Consider the following 17,107-nt stretch of genomic DNA (forward strand, 5'->3'; position numbering starts at 1 on the left):
AATGTGCAATATGAAAAACGGTCAGCCAAGAACTCCGCTTGTTTGCACCAAACCGGGTGGGGAAGAAATGGAGGACATCATCAGCGCGACTCCGAAAACTGGAGGCTCTGCCATGTTCGATTCCTTGACCGCTGGACTCGCCGAGGTCGCTCGGTTTGTCCCCCAGTTCCTCTTGTTCCTCGTCATCCTCATCGTCGGCCTCCTCGTCGCGCGATTCATTGCCAATGCCCTCTCCCGCCTGCTCACCAAGGTGGGCTTCGACCGCTGGGTCGAGCGGGGCGGAGTCAAGCGGGCGCTCCAAGGTTCGAATCTCGATGCGAGCACGATCGTTTCAAAGATCATCTACTACGCACTCGTGCTTTTCGTCCTGCAGTTCGCATTCGGCGTCTTCGGCCCGAATCCGGTCAGCACCCTCCTCGCGGCCATCATCGCGTTCCTGCCGAAGATCGTCGTCGCCATCATCATCGTCATTGTCAGCGCCGCCATTGCCGCGGCCGTAAAGACCCTCATCCAAGGCTCGCTGGGCGGCCTCTCCTACGGCCGCACGCTGGCCAACATCGCGAGCATCTTCATCATCGGCATCGGCATCATCGCCGCACTGAACCAGGTGGACATCGCTGTCACGGTCACCACCCCCATCCTCATCGCGGTCCTGGCTTCGATCACCGGAGTCGTGATCGTCGGGGTGGGCGGCGGCCTGATCAAGCCGATGTCCGAGCGTTGGGAGCGCTACCTCTCCCGCGCTGAGGAGGAGGCCCCGCGCGTCAGGGCCAAGGCCGAGTCCGCGCCCCCGGCCGGCGAGCAGATCAAGGACGCGGCACGCCAGTACATGCCGGCCGATCAGGACGGCGGCTCCCACCGTTCGTGAGGCGCCGAGCCATCGTCGACACGCTGTCAACGCCCAGGAGGAACCGTGATGGTCAGCAGTGAGAACGGGGGGCGGAGCCGTGAGCCCCGCACCACGAGGGCGGCCATGACGTGGACCGCGGTCGTCGCGGCCCTCGTGGTCTTCATCCTGCTCATCGTGTTCTTCATCCAGAACCAGGACACCGTGGAGGTCCATTTCCTCGGGCTCACCGGACCGGTCCCGCTCGGCGTCGCCCTGTTCATTGCGGCGGTCGCCGGTGGGGTGCTCGTCGCCGTGGCGGGCGCGGTGCGGATCATCCAGCTCCGTGCCGTCGCCCGGCGGGCCACGCGGACGCCGCCTTCGGGGCGCGCGCCCCGGTCCGGGCCGGCGTCGTCTTCCGGACCCACACCGTCCGGCCCCGCATCTCCCTCAGGGCCTGCAGGCCCCTCCGGGCCCGCGTCGCCCGCGGGCCGCACTCCCCCACAGGACCGCTGACCGCCCGGGCCGCCATCCCCCGGTCAGCGACGGGGCGCCTCCGTCTTCGCCCGTCGCGGGCGAGGCGGAGGCGCTTTCACGTCCGGACCCCGCGGGCTCTAGAACCCCGACGGGAGCCGCGGCGTGTACGGCTCCTCGAGAGCCTGGACTTCCTCGTCGGTCAGCTCGAGCTCGAGGGCCGCGACCGCGTCCGGGAGGTGGTGGGACTTCGTGGCGCCGACGATGGGCGCGGTGACCACGGGATTGCGGAGCACCCATGCGAGCGCGACCTGGGCCATCGGCACTCCGCGCGCCTCCGCGACACGCTGGACGGCATCCACGATCGCTTCGTTCGTCTCCCCCGAGTAGCGGCTCTGCAGGGGATCCGTCGTGGCGCGCTGGGTCTGCTGCTCCGACCACGGCCGCGTGAGGCGGCCCTTCGCGAGCGGGCTCCACGGGATGCTGCCCACGCCCTGGTCCGCCAGGAGCGGCATCATCTCGCGCTCCTCCTCGCGCATCACCAGGCTGTACTGGTCCTGCATCGAGACGAACCGCGTCCACCCGTTCGCCTCGGCCGCGTGCTGCATCTTCTGGAACTGCCAGGCCCACATCGAGGACGCGCCGAGGTAGCGGGCCTTGCCGGCCTTCACCACGTCGTGCAGGGCCTCCATCGTCTCCTCCACCGGCGTCTGGGGATCGAAGCGATGGATCTGGTAGAGGTCCACGTAGTCGGTCCCGAGCCGGGCGAGCGACGCGTCGACCTGCTCCATGATGGCGCGGCGGGACAGCCCGCGCCCGCCGGGGCCCTCGTGCATGGGGAAGAAGACCTTGGTGGCCAGCACGACGTCCTCGCGCCGCGTGTACTTCTGGATCGCACGCCCGACGATCTCCTCCGAGGACCCGTAGCCGTAGACGTTCGCGGTGTCCCAGAAGGTGATGCCGAGCTCGAGGGCCTGCCGGAACAGCGGCTCGGCGGCCGCGTCGTCGAGCGCCCATTCGCTGAACCCGCGGGACGGGTCGCCGAAGCTCATGCAGCCTAGGGCGATCCGGCTCACGCGCAGCCCCGAGGCTCCGAGACGGGTGTACTGCATCAGGTGGTCCTTTCGTCAGCGGTTGTCCCCCCGACGCTACGCCGCGCCTCCCGACCGAGGGAGGTTCTGCCAGTACCGGGATGGGCCGGGACTCCCGGACGCCGGCAATGGGCGGTGGACTGGACCCACAGAAAGCAGAAAGGACGCCCATGCCTGGCCTGACCCGCCTCCTCACCCCCGCTGCCGCGCTGCTGTGGGGACTCCAGTTCGCGTTCCTCACCCCGGCGCTCGCGCTCGTGCTCTCGGGCCAGTTCGGCGCCAGCGACGCCGAGGTGGGGCTCGCTCTGGCGGTGTACAACGCGAGCGGCTTCGTCGCCGCGCTCGTCCTGCCGGCGCACGCGGACCGACGCCGGGACTACCTGACCCCCATGCTCTGGTGCAGTGCGCTCACGTTCGTCCTCGCCGCCGTCCTGGCCTTGGCGACCTCGCTGCCGCTCGCCGTCGTCGCCCTCGCAGTCGTCGGCGGCCCGGCCGGCGTGGGAGTGTCCCTCCTGTTCGCCCACCTGCGGGCCCACGGGGCCACCACCGGGGAGGTCATGAACACCCGCGCGCTGGTCTCCTTCGCGTGGGTCGCCGGACCGCCCCTCGCGATGCTCCTCATCGGGTGGTTCGGGCTCCAGGCAGTCGTCGCCGCGGTGGGCGTCGTCGCCGTCGCAGGCGGGCTCACGACGGCGGCGTTGCGGCGCCGCGGGAACAGCCGCCCGAGCGCTGGCACGGCCAGTCCGAGGACAGGCAGCGCGGGATCGGCCAGCGCGCAGACGCCGAGTTCGGGATCGGCCAGCCGGACAACCGTGGTCCTCGTCGTCGCGGCCTTCGTCGCCCTGCAGGCCACGAACGCGGCGGCCGTCGCCGTCATGGCCCTGTTCACGGCCGGGTCGCTCGGGCTGGACGTGCTGTGGGCCGGGATCGCCCTCGGCGTGTCCGCTGGCCTCGAGGTGCCGGCGCTCGTGCTGCTGGGCCGGCTCTCGCGGCGCTTCTCGAGCCTGCCGCTCATCGGCTCGGGGTGCATCGCCGGCGCTGCGTACTACCTCGCCGTGCCCTTCGTGGGCGGCCCTGTGCTCCTCATCGCAGCCCAGGTGCTCAACGCGTGGTTCTTCGCGGTCGTCGCCGGGGTCGGGCTCACGTACTTCCAGGAGGTCATCCCGCGCCCCGGCATCGCCTCGGGCCTGTTCACGAACACGCGTCGGGTCGGGGCCATCATCTCTGGCGGGATCATCGCGGCCGGCTCAGCGCTGGCCCCCGGATACGGCGGCGTGTTCGGCGTGTGCGCTGCCCTCACGGCCGCGGCGCTCGTGGCCGTCCTCGCGGCGGCCGTCGCGGGCCGCCGGCGTCGTGCCGTCCCCGACCCGAGCGGCGGGCTCCCCGCCTCGGCGAGCCGCTGACGCGGCGTCGTGCGCGGGAGGCTCAGGCGGGCTCCCAGCGGAACCAGCGGATCCCGATCCCGGCGAAGATGGCCGCGTAGCCGACCAGCGCCACTGCCTGCCACGTGTTCTGCGCCGACCAGACGGCGAGGTTCCCCACGGCGCCGAACAGGTCCATGAGCGCACCCACCGGGGTCCATGCCGCGATGTTCCTGAAGTCGTCGCCGAGGAGCCCGGTCGCGCCGAGGATGCCCGTCAGGAAGAGCACGATGTACAGGACCCGCGCCACCGCGTTGACCACACCGGCGGAGCGCACGAGCGCCACGAGGGCCTGGCCGATCGCAAGGAACACCGCCGCGCCGAGGAGCGCGATCGCGAGGATCAGCGCGTACTCGCCCGCGGAGAAGACCGTCTGGTGCTGGATGCTGCCCACGATCAGCACGACCACGCCCATCACGAGGTCCGCCGCGAACTGGACCGCGAGGCGGCTGCCCATGATCGCCCAGGTGGGCGCGGGGGTGACCCGCAGCCGCTGGAAGACCCCTGCCTCCCGGTCCCGCGAGAGCGTGGTCGGGTAGGCGATGATGCCCGATGACAGCAGCCCGTACGTGAGGGCCATGCCGATGAGGAAGCCCGCGTCCGTGCTGAGCCGCCCCCTGTTCGTGAGGAACAGGATCGCGATGGGCACGACCAGGTTCAGCAGCAGCACCTGGCGGCTGCGGACCAGCACGGTCGCATCGGCGGTCAGCAGCGCGCGGACGGCGAGGGCGGTCGACGGCGCGTGGTCGGCCTCGTGCGCACGGCCGGCCGAGGGGGCGCCGGGAGGGAGGGGGATGTCAGTCACGGATGGTCCTCCCGGTCAGTCCGATGAACACGTCCTCGAGCGTCACGTCCCCACGGGCCACGGCGAGCACGCGCGGGTCCCTGCGGTGCTCCGCCACGAGGCTGCCCGGCGAGCCGAGGGCGAGGAGCCGGCCGTGGTCCATGATGGCCACGCGGTCGCACACGGCCTGGGCCTCCTCCATGGAGTGGGTCGTCAGCAGGACGCTCCCACCGGCCCCGCGCGACTCCTCGATGCGGTCCCACAGCTGGCGTCGGGACTGGGGGTCGAGCCCGGTGGTCGGCTCGTCCAGCAGGAGGATGCTCGGGCCATGGAGCATGGCCACCATGAGCGAGAAGCGCTGCTGCTGGCCGCCGGAGAGCTTCTTGAACGGTTTGCCGTGCTCCTGCGCGAGCCCCGCCTCGCGGAGCCTCTCATCGATCTGCCGGCGCGTGATCGGCACGCCGTAGAGGCCGGCGTAGAGGCGCGTGATGTCTTCGATCCGAAGCTCGGCCTGGAAGCTCGAGGCCTGCAGCTGCACGCCGAGCCTGGCCTTGAGCGCGGAGGTCGCGTGGCCGGCGTCGTGCCCGTCCACGATCACGCGGCCGGCGTCGGGCGCCCGGAGGCCCTCGATCACGCTCAGCGTCGAGGTCTTGCCCGCGCCGTTGGGACCGAGCAGCCCGAAGATCTCGCCGCGCCGCACCGAGAAGCTCAGGCCGTCGACGGCGGTCTGGGCCCCGTAGCGCACCACGAGGCCCTGCACGTCGAGAACCGGGTCCTCAGCCATGCCTCGATGGTACGGCCCGTTGCCTGAGGAAATCATGTGGACTGGCTGGGTGTGGCCCGGTCCGATTGGCACGCGCGCCGGCGGGGGAGGATCTGCCTGAGGAGGAGCATCCATGACCGAGACCGTCTACCGCGTGCGCATCCGCTGCACTGCCGACGCCCTGTGGTCCGCGCTGACCGAGACCGACTCCCCGCGCCCGTGGATGCGGGGCTGGACCGTGCACAGCAGCTGGGAGCGCAACGCCGCCTACACGATGCATGGCGAAGGCCGCGAGGTCGCCGCGGGCCACGTCATCGCGGCCGACCCGCCGCGGCGCCTCAAGCTGACCTTCGACCCGGCGTGGGACGCCGGGATCGCGAAGGAGCCGCCGGGCACGCTCGAGTACAGGATCCATCCCTCGGACGGGGGCGAGTGCGAGCTCACGGTGACCATCGCCGGGCTGGGCGGCAGGTCGGCGTCGTCCGTCGCCTCGGACACCCCCGCGACCCACGAGGCCCTCAAGCAGTGGCTGGAGGATCACTCCGTCTCCCGCTGATGGCCGAGCCGGACCTCCTCCGCATCGAGCTCGTTCTGGATGGTGCGCAGCACGGTGTCGTCGATGGTCTTCTCGTCGCGGAGCCGCACCACCGTGGCCCGCTTGCGGGCGATGAGCTCGAGCCGGAGCTGCGTGTACTGACGGGTCCGCACGACCGCAGGGTGCTCGTGGTCGTCGAAGCCCGCGTTGAGGGCCTCGAGCCGCTCGTCGTACTCGCTGCGGATGCGCTCGAGGACCTCGTCGTCGGCCCCGATCTCGCGCGCGAGCCGGGGCAGCGCCTCGCACGCCTCCTCGATGGCGGTGCGCTTGGCGATGGCGAGCTCCTCGACGATCTTCGTGTCCTCCGGGATGCGTGCCCACCGGATCACCTTGGGCAGCGCCATGCCCTGCAGGACCAGGGACGCGACCACCACGAACGCCGTGACGAACACGATCGCGTTGCGCTCCGGGTACTGGCCGCCGTCCGGGATCGAGAGGGCGACGGCGAGCGAGACGGCGCCGCGGAAGCCCGCCGTCGTGCTCATCACCCGGGCGCGGTTCGTGGTGCGCAGCTGGCGCTGGTAGGGGCGGCGGTCGACGGCGCGGATCACGTACGCCGAGACGACCAGCACCACCAGGCGCGTGACGAGGATGGCCACGTAGACCGCGACGCTGATGAGCACGACCTGGCCCAGCGCCTGCCCGTTGGCCCGGCCCGCGGTGGTCCAGAGGCCCCCGACCGCCGACGGGAGCTCGAGGCCCACGAGGACGAAGAGGGCGCCGTTGAGCATGAAGCTCGCAAGCGACCAGACGGCGACAGTCTGCTGGCGCGTGTAGGCCGAGATGGCCAGCGGTGCGGTCCGCGAGAGGTAGAGGCCGCAGGCCACGACGGCCAGGACGGCCGAGGCATGGATGAGCTCGGCGCCGAGGAACGCGATGAACGGAGTAAGGACCGTGGCGGCGTTGCCGGCCATGGCGTTCTCGATCCTGCGGCGGGCCTCGAGCATGACCCATCCGACCGCGAGGCCCACGGCGGCGCCCCCGACGAACGAGTACACGAACTCGCCCGCGACGAGCGGGAGGCTGATCTCGCCCTCCCCCGCCGCGAAGCCCAGGGCGACGCCGTAGACCACGAGGGCCGTGCCGTCGTTGACGAGGCTCTCGGCCCGCAGGACCGTCATCTGGCGGCGCGGGAGCGCCTTGCCGAGGGACGCGACCGCGGTGGCGTCCGTGGGTGCGACCGCGGCGCCGAGGATCCACGCCGAGCCCCAGTCCAGGCCGAACCCGTGGGCGACCGCGGCCACCGCCCCCGCCGTGACCACGACCAGGAGGGTGCTCGAGAGCATGATGCCGCGGATGAACCGGCGGATCTCGCGCAGCGAGGTCGTGAGGCTTTCCCAGTACAGGAGCGCCGGGAGGAACAGGAGCAGCACCGTCTCGGGCGGGAGCCCGACGCCCCGGAACACCGGGACGAGGGTCAGGAGCAGCCCGAACGCCAGCAGGACCACCGGCGAAGTGACCCGCAGTCTGGGCGCGAGCAGGCTCCCCACCACGACGGCCGCGCCGAGCGCGACGATGAGTTCGAGAGCGAGCATGGGGCGCTCCTGACGGGGACGAGGTTCCGCGACTGAATGTACGCCGCGCCTCCCCCTGATGGGGAGGCTCTCCCGCTACCCGGATGGGCGGCCCCTCACGCGGGGTCGGTCCCAGGCTCCATCCGGGGTCCTCCCGTCCGCTCCTGCTCGGTTTGGCCACCGGGAGGGGCAGGATCCCGGCGTGTCCCGCATTCTTGTTCCCGTGGCGGAGCCCTAGGCGAGCAGGAACGGACGCGCGGTTGTGGCCGTGCGGCTCCCTTGACCGATCTGCCGGACAGTGCTGTTCTGAAAGGCACGGCGTGAAGCAGCTCGGGCCGTCCAGCCTTGCCACCGCGAAGGAGTGCCATGGTCAACGACGACCGCCGCGACGCCAGCTACGTCCCCAGCACTGAGGACCTCTCCCAGGACTTCGATTTCCGCCCGGAGGAGACCGCCTGGGACGACGAGGACGGACTCTTCGACAGCGAGGAGATCGTCGTCGGCTGACGCTTGGAGCCCTCGGGCGCGAAGGTGCGGGGCGCCGTCACGTGCGTGGCGGCGCCCCGTCGCGTCCGGCCTCAGGGATGCAGGCCCTAGGAGCAGTGGGCGAATGCCTCGCGAATGGCCGTGCCCAGGGCCTCGTCCCCCGGCCGCTCGATCACGGCGACCGGCTCCGCGCTCCCCACGAGGCCCTCCCGGGAGCCCCCATTGCGACTGGCCGTCACCCTCACCACGTCGTCCTCGCGTTCCACATGCACGTGCAGGAGGCCCCGCGCGTAGGCCGACCATGTCCGCAGCCCGAGGGCCTCCAGGACCGGAGAGAACGGCGACGGCCCGCGGCGCAGATTCGGCGTCCGCACTCCCGTCCGCGAGGCGTCCAGCATCCGGAGCACCGCCGCTCCCAGTTCCCGGTCGGAAGCGCCGGACGCCAGCACCTCGAACGCTCCGTTGCTGATCCAGAAGCCGTCTTTGGTCTGGGAGCTCGAGGAGGCCACTAGGGCATCTCCGCGGAGGTCCGCCGCGGCAACACTGATCGAGCCCGTCGTGCGACGGCGCCGCCCCCACATCCTGCCCTCCCGTCCACGCGCCACGTGTCCGATCACAACCTACGCCCGGCAAGGCCTCGACCGCGTCCGTTCCTGCTCGCATTGGGGCCGCCCCGGCCCGGAACTCCGGCGTGTCGGGGTTCCGGGCCTCGTGTCGGGGCCCCTTATCGAGCAGGAACGGACGGCGCGGCAGGAACGGACGGCGCGGCAGGAACGGACGGCGCGGCAGGAACGGACGGCGCGGCAGGAACGGACGGCTCAGCCGGCAGCGTCCCGTCGTCCTCATAGGCCCCCGCCCCGACGCCGGCGAGCTCCCGCCCGGCCACGTACCCGAACGTGAGCGCGGGCCCGAGGTTGATCCCGCCGGCCGGGTAGAAGCCGCCCATGACGCTGGCCTGGTCGTTGCCGGCCACGAACAGGCCCTCAATCGCGGACCCGTCCGCCCGCAGCACCCGCGCGCGCCCGTCCGCGGCGAGCCCGGCGAACGTCCCGAAGGACCCCGGGACCACCTTGACCGCGTAGAACGGGCCCTTCTCGATCGGCGCGAGCGAGGGGTTCGGCCCCACCTTCGCATCCCCGCCGTACCGGTTGAACTCGGTCTCGCCCCGCTCGAACTCGGGATCGACTCCGGCCCGCGCGCCCTCGTTGAACCGCTCCACCGTCTCGCGCAGCCCGGCCGGGTCGATCCCGCACGCGGCGGCGAGCTCCTCGAGCGTCCGGCCCTTCTTCAGGTACCCGTTGCGCAGGTACGGGAACAGCGGCACAGGCAGCGGCTTGGCCATGCCGAGCGGGTACTTCCGCACGAACCGCGAGTCGGCGATCTGCCACGACTCGACCGGCTCCCCCTCGGGCGTCGCGGCCACGAGCGCGGAGACGTAGTCGTAGTAGCCGTTGGCCTCGTTCACGAACCGCTTCCCGTCGCGCCGCACCCCGATCGACCCCGGCTTGGCCCGGTCCATGATGTGCGGGAACACGCCGTTCCGCCCGAACGCGGGCGCCTTCCCGACCGTGTACGGCACGAGCGAGACGGGGCACCACGCCGCCGCGGACTCGACGTCCGTCTCGAACCGCGCGCCGACGGACTCGCCGAGCGTGATCCCGTCCCCGGTCGTCTCCTTCGGCGCGAGGGTCCGGTGCTCGCGCCCCGTGGGCGTCTTGGGGAACAGCGCGCGCCGCCGATCGACGTCGTTCGGGAACCCGCCCGCCGCCAGCACGACGCCGCGCGCCGCCCGGATCTCGTACTCGCCCTGCGTGCCGTCCGGCAGGGTGCCGCGCACGACGGCGCCGCCCACCCGGGCGGGCGAGTCGCCGCCGTCGTGGGTCAGCAGGCGCACGGCCGGCGTGGAGACGCGGATGTCCACCCCGAGGTCCTCGGCGCTCTGCAGCAGCCGCCCCACGAGGGCGGTCCCGTTGACGAGCTGCATCCCGCGGCGGTGCACGGCCAGGTCCAGGACGTGCCGGCCCACGCGCCAGGTCGCGTACGCGAGGCCCTTGAGGCTGCCCTGGGAGGCGGAGAGGAACGTGGCGAGGTCCGGCCCGGCCATGATGCCCATCCCGAGGAACGACGTCTCGTACAGCTGTCCCCGCAGCAGCTTCCGGACGCGCGGGGAGAGGCGGCGGGCGTTGACCGGGGCCGGCCCGACGGACCGGTGGCCCGTGCCGGCGCCGGGGGTCTTGCCGTAGACGTCCTTGATCTTCGCGCCGGGGGTGAACTGCAGTCGGGTCTTGCCCTCGAAGAAGCCGACCATGTGCGGGACGGCCTCGAGGAACGCGTCGATGCGTGCGGCGTCGTAGCGCGCGCCGAGCCGGTGGCGGAGGTAGGTGCGGAACTGCTCTGGGTCCTCGTCCACGCCGTCCGCCTTGGCGAGCGGGTTCCCGGGCGTCCACGCCCAGCCGCCGGACCACGCGGTCGCGCCGCCGCAGACCTCGGCCTTCTCCACCACGACGACGCGCAGCCCGTGGTACGCGGCCGTCACCGCGGCGGAGAGGCCGCCGGCGCCGGAGCCGATCACGAGGACGTCGGTGTCGATGGACTTCATGCGGGGGCTCCGTTCGGGACAGCGTTCGAGACAGCGGCGGCGAGGCCGGCGGCCTCGGTCAGGACATTCTGGGCGGTCTGGCGCAGGCGGCGGGCCCAGTCGAGCTCGCCGAGGCGCACGACGTCGGCGGGAGACGGTGCCTCGACGCTCACCGGGGTGCCGCCCGGCAGGGCGGCGACGATCTCGGCCAGGCCGAGGCCGCCCTCCCCGGGGGCGAGGCGCGCAGCGCGTGACTCGTGGATGAGGCCCTCACGGTCCCCGGGGCGATCGGCGGGCGCGTCGCAGAGCTGGAGCAGGGGAACGAGGTCCGCGATCCCGGCGAGCTCTGCGAGGGTGCCGCCGAAGCGGCGGAAGTGCAGCGTGTCGACCACCACCTGCGCACCCGCGGCCCGGGCCGCGGGTGCGGCGGAGCCGAGCGAGTTGATGCGCTGGTACGAGATCGGCTCGAGGGTGGGCGTGATGCCGAACCCGCGCCCGTCCTCGGCCAGCTGCGCGAGGTTGTCGGCGAAGCGCGCCGGCTCGGGGTCGGCCCCGGCCACGGTCATGGTCTCCGCGCCGAGGGCCTGGCCGGCCTCGAGCATGCGGAGCCATGCCTCGCGCTGGCCCGCTCCGTCCTCGCCGCGGCCGTCCATGAGCAGGAACTCGATGTCCAGGACGCGGACGCCGGTGGAGCGGACGTTGCGCAGCGTCGCAGCGAGCATGGGCGAGCCGGGCTGGAGGTCGTAGGGCCGCTCCGTCGGGGTCACGGGGCGGACCCGGGCGCCGACGAAGTCGAACCCCGCCTCGGCCGCGATCAGCACGAGGTCCGGCGGGGCGGTGTCGAGCAGGGACAGCTGCGCGAGGCCGACGGCCCGGGTGGGCTGCTGGTCGGACTGCGTCGAGCGGGGGCTCATGCGTGGGCTCCTTCGAGGACACGGCTGCTGGCCGAAACGGCGGCGGGGGCGGCTCGCTCAGGCTCCGGTGCGAGGGCGGCGGCGAGGCGCTGCGCGGCGTCGTACCCGTGCTTGATGGCGTTCGACGCCGTGGGCGGCAGGTGGTCCACGACGGTCCCCGCGAGCACCACCGGAACGCCGGCGCCGAGGGTCAGCGCCGCCTCGCGGCCGGGGAGGTCCACGGTCGCACTGAGCGGCACGACGCCGCGCGAGACCAGGAGCGGCCCGGGCGCGTCGAGCCACTGCTCGCCCTCGGGCCCGACAACGCGCACGCGGCCGGCGTCGGTTCCGGGCGACTCGGCCTCGACGATGCGGGAGTCGAGGACTATGCGCACGTCCAGGTTCGCCTCGAGCCGCGGGACGGCGAGGATCTTGGCGCGGCGCCCGGACTCGGGGGCGATGGCCGGCTCGGGCCCGACGAGCAGGACCCGTGTGCCGCGGCCCGCGAGCGTGTCGGCGACGGACATCGCGACCGAGTCGGCACCCCAGACCGTCACGGCCTCGGGCCAGTCCGCAGACGTCGCCTCGGTCCCCTCGAGGAGGCCGGGCCGGGCGGCGAGCCAGTCGCGGACGTCGAGGACGGCGTCGTGCGCGGTGCCCGGCCCGCTGACCCGGAAGCCGGGCTGGGGGCGGGCGCCGCCGGTCGCGACGACGATCCCGTCCGCTTCCCACTCCCGTGCGAGCGCGGCGAGGTCCGCGGGGCCGGCTGCGGCGGCCCGCACGCCGAGACGCACCTCGACGCCGAGGCGCCCGAGCGCGGCGCGGTTCCAGTCGAGGTAGCGGTGGAAGTCCGGGGTGGGGCGCATTCGGGCGGCGAGCGCGAACTGGCCGCCGAGCCGCTCCCCCGCCTCGAGCACGGTGACCCGTGCGCCGGCCTCGGCGAGCTCGCGGGCGGCGGTCAGGCCCGCGGGCCCCGCGCCCAGGACCAGGGTGTGGGGCCCGACGGCGTGTGGCGCTGCGTCGTCGGCAGCCCGCACCCGCGGCGTCGGGACGGGCACCCGCGAGCGCCCGACCGCCGGGTTGACGGTGCACGTGACCTGGCCGAGGCCGAGGTTGTCGATGCAGACGTTGCACGCGATGCAGGGCCGGTACGCCGCCTCGCCGGGGACGCTGTGCCCGAGGACGGCGGGGACGAACGCCGGGTCCGCGTGGACGGCACGGCCGAGGGAGACGAAGTCGCAGACGCCGTCGGCGAGCACGGCCTCGATCGCCGCGGGCGAGTTGAGCCGCCCGGCTAGGCCGAGCGGGATCCCGAACCCGCGGTAGACGCGGGCGTAGTCGGCGAGGACGCCGGGCTTCCACTCCCCCGACTGCACGATCCACTCGCCGGCCTCGTAGGACCCGGCGGAGAGGTCGAGGAAGTCGAGCGCGTCCAGGTCGAGGCGGGCGACGACGTCGAGCGTCTGCTCCGGCGTGAGCCCGCCGTCGACGCCTTCGAGCATCGAGACGCGCATCCCGACGATCGCCTCGGGCGCGGCTGCGCGGACGGCGGCGATCACGAGGTTCGGGAAGCGCTCGGGTGCGCCGAACTCGTCCGTGCGGCCGTTGGTGCGCGCAGACATGAACTGGTGGATGAGGTAACCGTGGCCGCCGTGGATGCTGATGACGTCGAACCCGGCCTCGACGGCGCGGCGCGCCGCGTCCCCGTACGCGTCGACGAGGTCGTGGCACTCTTGGGTGCTGAGCTCACGCGGCAGCTCGCCGCCGGCGACCTCGCACGGCACCGGTGCCGGGGCGACGCACGGGAACCCGGTCACCACGGACTGCGCGGTGCGGCCGCCGTGGTTGATCTCGACGGCGGCGAGGGCGCCCTCGGCGTGGATCGCGTCGGTGAGCGCGCGGAACCCGGGGAGTACGGCGTCGTCGTGCAGCCCGAGCTGGTGGGTGCGGCCCTTGCCGTCGGCGCGGACGTAGGTGGCCTCGGTGGTCACGACGGCGAGGCCGGCCCGGGCGCGTGTGACCAGGTAGTCGGCGTACTGCTCGGTGACGCGGCCGTCGGTGGTGCCGTAGTTGCGCTCCATGGGCGAGGTCCACAGCCGGTTGCGGAGGGTGCGCTGCGGCCGGCCGTTGCGGCCGAGGACGAGCGGGGCGGCGGCGTTGCGGGTCATGAGAGGGCTCCTTCGCGTGCGAGGACAACGGGGCGGCCGGTGCGGGACGACTCGTAGACGGCGAGCAGGATCCGGAGGGCCGCAGTGGCATCGCGTCCTGTCACGGCGGGTTCGCGGCCCTCGTCGCCATTGGCGCCGAGCGCGTCCACGAACTCGCGGATCTGGGCCGTGTGGTGGGGGACGAGCTGGCCGTTGATCGTGGACAGGTCCACGTTGGGAGCGGTGCCGGCCGGATGGGCGGGCTCGGTCTCGATGGTCCCGCCGCGCGCGAAGAGGGTCACGCGCCCGTCCGTCCCCTCGGGGAACTCGGTCAGTTCGGCGGTTGCCCCGGTCTCCCCCGTGACGCGGATGCCCACGCCGAGGCTCGGGGTCGCAGCGGTCGACGCCGACAGGGTCGCCATCGCGCCGGAGGCGAACCTCAGGACCGCGGCGGCGGTGTCCTCGACCTCGATGTCGTGCCGGAAGGTGGCGATGTGCCCATGGACCTCGGTGACCTCGCCCATGAGCCACTGCAGGAGGTCGATGTAGTGGATGGCCTGGGTCATGAGGACCCCGCCGCCGTCCGTGGCCCACGTCCCGCGCCACGGGGTGGCACCGTAGTACGCCGGCTCGCGGTGGAGCAGCACGGAGGCGTGGCCCAGGATGGGGCGGCCGAGCGTGCCGTTGTCGACGGCGGCGCGGAGACGCTGCGCGGCCGGCCAGAAGCGGCGCTGGAACAGGACCCCGAGACGCACGCCCGCGGCGTCGCACGCGGCGACCATGCGCTCAGCGGAGGCGAGGTCGATCGCGATCGGCTTCTCGCACAGCACGTGGACGCCCGCCGCGGCGGCGGCCAGGACCACGGCCTCGTGGGTGGGGTGCGGGGTGCAGACCGAGACGATGTCGACGCCGGCAGCGAGCAGCTCCTCGACCGAGCCGAACGCCTGAGGGATCCCCCAGCGCGCGGCGGTCTCGCGGGCGCGGTCGGGGTCGACGTCGCACACCGCGACGACAGCGGCCTCGGGAATCGCGGCGAAGGCCTCGAGGTGGTTGCGGCTGATCGCGCCGCAGCCGACGATCCCAACTCTGTACGGGGCAGTCATGGGTGGTCCTTTCGGGCGGTCAGTCGGTCTCGGCCACGAGGTCGAGGAAGTGGGCGCGCATCCGGGCGCGGTCGGCGGGCAGGCCGGTGAAGAGCTCGAACGAGTCCGCGGCCTGCGCCACGGCCATCCACCCGCCGTCGAGCACGCGGCACCCGGCGGCGAGCGCGGCCTTGACGAGCTGGGTGGCGAGCGGACGGTAGACGACGTCCGCGACCCAGTGACGCCGCATGAGCGCCGAGGTGTCGAACGGGGTGCCCGGGTGCCCGACCATGCCGATCGGCGTGGCATTCACGACGCCGTCTGCCTCGCTCAGGCGCGCGAAAACCTCCTCATGGGCGACGGCGGCGACGCGGCTGCCGCTCCCCGGCTCCCCCAGACGCGCAGCGAGGGCAGCGGCGCGGGCGGGATCGACGTCGGCCACGAGTAGTTCCCGGACGCCCGAGTCGAGGAGTGCGCGGGCGACGGCGGACCCGGCACCGCCAGCGCCGACGAGCACCACGGTTCCGAGGGGCACGCCCGGGAGGCCCTCGGCGAGCGCGGCGCGGAAGCCGGAGTGGTCCGTGTTGCGGCCGGTGAGGCGTGAGCCCGGGTGGGTGCCGCCGTCGTGCGCGGCACTGTCTGCGGGGTCGGCGGGGTCGGCATCCACAGTGACGGTGTTGACCGCCCCCAGCGCCCGCGCATCCTCGGAGAGCGCGTCGAGGCCCGGGATCACGGTCTGCTTGCACGGGTGCGTCACGTTCAGGCCGGTGTAGCCGAGGCGGCCGGCGTCCCGGGCGAGCTGGCCGGCGTCCTCCGGCGTGAGGCCGAGCTCGTCGAGGTCAAGGGCGCGGTACGCGTAGCGGAGGCCCTGGGCGGCGGCCTCGCGCTCGTGCAGGAGCGGCGAGAGCGAGCCGGCGACGTTGGCGCCGATCAGGCCGATGAGCTGCGGCCGGGGCGGGCGGGGGCTGGGAGCGGTGGTCATCAGGCTGCGGTCTCCTGGGCGGTCTCCGCGGGGGCCGGGGCGGAACCGCGGCGTGCGGGCTTGAGGCCGAGCTGGGCCTTGGGCGTGCGGAACGTCTCACGGGCGGTGAGGGCCGCGACGGCGGCGACGGCGCAGAAGCCGACCGTCATCCACGCCACCGGGCCCCAGTTGGCCGGGTCCCCGGCGGTGAGGGCGGTGCCGATGGCGGGGGTGAAGCCGGCCACGAGGAGGCCGAGCATGAGGCTCACGGCCATGCCGGTGTAGCGGGTGCGGGCGGGGAACAGCTCGGGGAAGTACGCGGGGTAGACACCGTTGGGCATCGCGTAGAACACGCCGGTGAGGGCGATGGCAGTGGCGAAGATGAGCGCCCAGTTGCCGGTGCCGAGGACCGTGAAGAACGCGAAGACGAGCACCGCGCTGCCGATGGTGCCGGTGATGAAGACGGGCTTGCGGCCGATCCTGTCCGACAGCAGCGCCCACATCGGCTGGGTGAAGACGGTGACGAGGTTCGCGACCGCGATGACGGTCAGCATCATGGGCTTGTCGAGGCCCACGACCTGCGTGGCGTACGTGAGGGCGAAGACCGTGAAGACGGTGTTGACCATGGTCACGAGGGAGCTGAGGGTCACACGGACCACGTTCGCGAAGTCGTGGCGGAAGAGCGCGACGAGCGGGATGGCGGCGGTCGCGGCGTCCTCCTTGATCTCGGCGAAGACCTCGGGCTCCTCGAGCCTGCGGCGCAGGTAGAAGGCCACGGCCGTCACGACGGCGCTCGCGAGGAACGGGATGCGCCAGCCCCAGCTCATCAGCTGGTCCTGCGGGAGCATCGTGATCGGGATGAACACGACCGAGGAGATCACGATGCCGAACTGGATGCCGCTCATCGTGAAGCTCGTGAAGAACGCACGGCGGCCCTCCGGGGAGTGCTCGAGCGTCAGGGAGCTCGAGCCCGGCGACTCCCCGCCGGCGGAGATGCCCTGCACGAGGCGGAGGGCGACGAGCGCAATCGGCGCGATGGGCCCCACCGCCGAGTAGGTGGGGAGGCAGCCGATGAGGAACGTCGAGATGCCCATGAGCACGAGGGTCAGGACCAGGACGTTCTTGCGCCCCAGGCGGTCGCCGAAGTGGCCCCACAAGACGGCGCCGAGCGGGCGCGCCACATAGGCCACGCCGAGCGTGGCGAAGGAGAGCAGCGAGCCCGCAGCGCCCGCATCGGGGAAGAACAGCTTCCCGAAGAAGAGGGCCGCCGCCGAGCCGAAGATGAAGAAGTCGTAGTACTCGAGCGTGCTGCCCAGGAAGCCGGAGAAGGCCGCGGTCTTCGCGGCGTGGGACTTGGGTGCCACGGATGTCGACGCTGACATGGTGCTCCGTTCAGATGCCTTTCGTGCCACTCACGGGATGTGGTGGCTCATCCAGCATCGCCACGGAATTGTGGCGCGTCCAACACTTAGTTGGTCTCGCTCTATGTGCG

The 17,107-nt window shown here is 72.7% G+C and carries 16 protein-coding genes; 5 read left to right on the top strand and 11 right to left on the bottom strand.

The window, feature by feature from the left end; all coding sequences use genetic code 11:
- Positions 1–112 precede the first annotated feature (112 nt).
- Together ACQ5BE_RS10290 and ACQ5BE_RS10295 are read left to right on the top strand one after the other, a co-directional pair.
- A complete protein-coding gene (locus ACQ5BE_RS10290; protein WP_430296941.1) occupies positions 113–868 on the top strand; it encodes a mechanosensitive ion channel family protein in 756 nt (251 codons plus the stop codon).
- A gap of 48 nt (positions 869–916) precedes the next feature.
- Positions 917–1,342, top strand: a complete 426-nt coding sequence (locus ACQ5BE_RS10295; protein WP_430296942.1) for a lipopolysaccharide assembly protein LapA domain-containing protein — start codon at positions 917–919, stop codon at positions 1,340–1,342.
- Between the two features lie 98 nt (positions 1,343–1,440).
- On the opposite strand, the gene ACQ5BE_RS10300 is transcribed toward ACQ5BE_RS10295, so the two are convergent.
- Positions 1,441–2,412, bottom strand: coding sequence for an aldo/keto reductase (locus ACQ5BE_RS10300; RefSeq protein WP_430296943.1), 972 nt, complete (start codon positions 2,410–2,412; stop codon positions 1,441–1,443).
- A gap of 149 nt (positions 2,413–2,561) precedes the next feature.
- On the opposite strand from ACQ5BE_RS10300, the gene ACQ5BE_RS10305 reads away from it, so the two are divergent.
- Complete coding sequence (locus ACQ5BE_RS10305; protein ID WP_430296944.1) at positions 2,562–3,794, top strand: MFS transporter; 1,233 nt, start codon at positions 2,562–2,564, stop codon at positions 3,792–3,794.
- Between the two features lie 22 nt (positions 3,795–3,816).
- On the opposite strand, the gene ACQ5BE_RS10310 is transcribed toward ACQ5BE_RS10305, so the two are convergent.
- Complete coding sequence (locus tag ACQ5BE_RS10310; protein WP_430296945.1) at positions 3,817–4,617, bottom strand: ABC transporter permease; 801 nt, start codon at positions 4,615–4,617, stop codon at positions 3,817–3,819.
- A complete protein-coding gene (locus ACQ5BE_RS10315; protein WP_430296946.1) occupies positions 4,610–5,380 on the bottom strand; it encodes an ABC transporter ATP-binding protein in 771 nt (256 codons plus the stop codon). The genes ACQ5BE_RS10310 and ACQ5BE_RS10315 overlap by 8 nt, the downstream gene beginning before the upstream one ends.
- Before the next feature lie 112 nt (positions 5,381–5,492).
- Here ACQ5BE_RS10315 and ACQ5BE_RS10320 point away from each other — a divergent pair, with 112 nt between their 5' ends.
- Positions 5,493–5,915, top strand: a complete 423-nt coding sequence (locus tag ACQ5BE_RS10320) for an SRPBCC domain-containing protein (RefSeq protein ID WP_430296947.1) — start codon at positions 5,493–5,495, stop codon at positions 5,913–5,915.
- Here ACQ5BE_RS10320 and ACQ5BE_RS10325 read toward each other — a convergent pair.
- Positions 5,897–7,489: a Na+/H+ antiporter gene (locus tag ACQ5BE_RS10325; protein ID WP_430296948.1), complete on the bottom strand. Its 1,593-nt coding sequence runs from the start codon at positions 7,487–7,489 to the stop codon at positions 5,897–5,899. The two genes, ACQ5BE_RS10320 and ACQ5BE_RS10325, sit on opposite strands and share 19 nt — an antisense overlap.
- A gap of 345 nt (positions 7,490–7,834) precedes the next feature.
- Between ACQ5BE_RS10325 and ACQ5BE_RS10330 the strand changes: the two genes are divergently transcribed.
- Entirely contained in the window at positions 7,835–7,975 is a 141-nt protein-coding gene (locus ACQ5BE_RS10330) for a hypothetical protein (protein ID WP_430296949.1), read from the top strand.
- An 86-nt stretch (positions 7,976–8,061) separates the two neighbouring features.
- On the opposite strand, the gene ACQ5BE_RS10335 is transcribed toward ACQ5BE_RS10330, so the two are convergent.
- From ACQ5BE_RS10335 to ACQ5BE_RS10365, 7 genes are all read right to left on the bottom strand, one after another.
- Positions 8,062–8,463, bottom strand: a complete 402-nt coding sequence (locus tag ACQ5BE_RS10335; protein ID WP_430296950.1) for a hypothetical protein — start codon at positions 8,461–8,463, stop codon at positions 8,062–8,064.
- Between the two features lie 215 nt (positions 8,464–8,678).
- Positions 8,679–10,553 (bottom strand): FAD-dependent oxidoreductase, encoded by a 1,875-nt coding sequence (locus tag ACQ5BE_RS10340; protein WP_430296951.1) that lies wholly within the window; start codon positions 10,551–10,553, stop codon positions 8,679–8,681.
- Positions 10,550–11,446, bottom strand: coding sequence for a sugar phosphate isomerase/epimerase family protein (locus ACQ5BE_RS10345; RefSeq protein ID WP_430296952.1), 897 nt, complete (start codon positions 11,444–11,446; stop codon positions 10,550–10,552). Before ACQ5BE_RS10345 ends, ACQ5BE_RS10340 begins: the two co-directional genes overlap by 4 nt.
- Entirely contained in the window at positions 11,443–13,593 is a 2,151-nt protein-coding gene (locus ACQ5BE_RS10350) for an FAD-dependent oxidoreductase (protein WP_430296953.1), read from the bottom strand. The genes ACQ5BE_RS10345 and ACQ5BE_RS10350 overlap by 4 nt, the downstream gene beginning before the upstream one ends.
- A complete protein-coding gene (locus tag ACQ5BE_RS10355) occupies positions 13,590–14,675 on the bottom strand; it encodes a Gfo/Idh/MocA family protein (protein WP_430296954.1) in 1,086 nt (361 codons plus the stop codon). The genes ACQ5BE_RS10350 and ACQ5BE_RS10355 overlap by 4 nt, the downstream gene beginning before the upstream one ends.
- A gap of 19 nt (positions 14,676–14,694) precedes the next feature.
- A complete protein-coding gene (locus ACQ5BE_RS10360) occupies positions 14,695–15,636 on the bottom strand; it encodes a shikimate dehydrogenase (RefSeq protein WP_430296955.1) in 942 nt (313 codons plus the stop codon).
- Positions 15,636–16,997, bottom strand: a complete 1,362-nt coding sequence (locus tag ACQ5BE_RS10365; protein WP_430296956.1) for an MFS transporter — start codon at positions 16,995–16,997, stop codon at positions 15,636–15,638. The genes ACQ5BE_RS10360 and ACQ5BE_RS10365 overlap by 1 nt, the downstream gene beginning before the upstream one ends.
- Positions 16,998–17,107: the final 110 nt, after the last annotated feature.

This window comes from Sinomonas sp. B1-1, assembly GCF_050474465.1.
In the GTDB taxonomy this organism is placed as follows: Bacteria; Actinomycetota; Actinomycetes; order Actinomycetales; family Micrococcaceae; genus Sinomonas; species Sinomonas flava.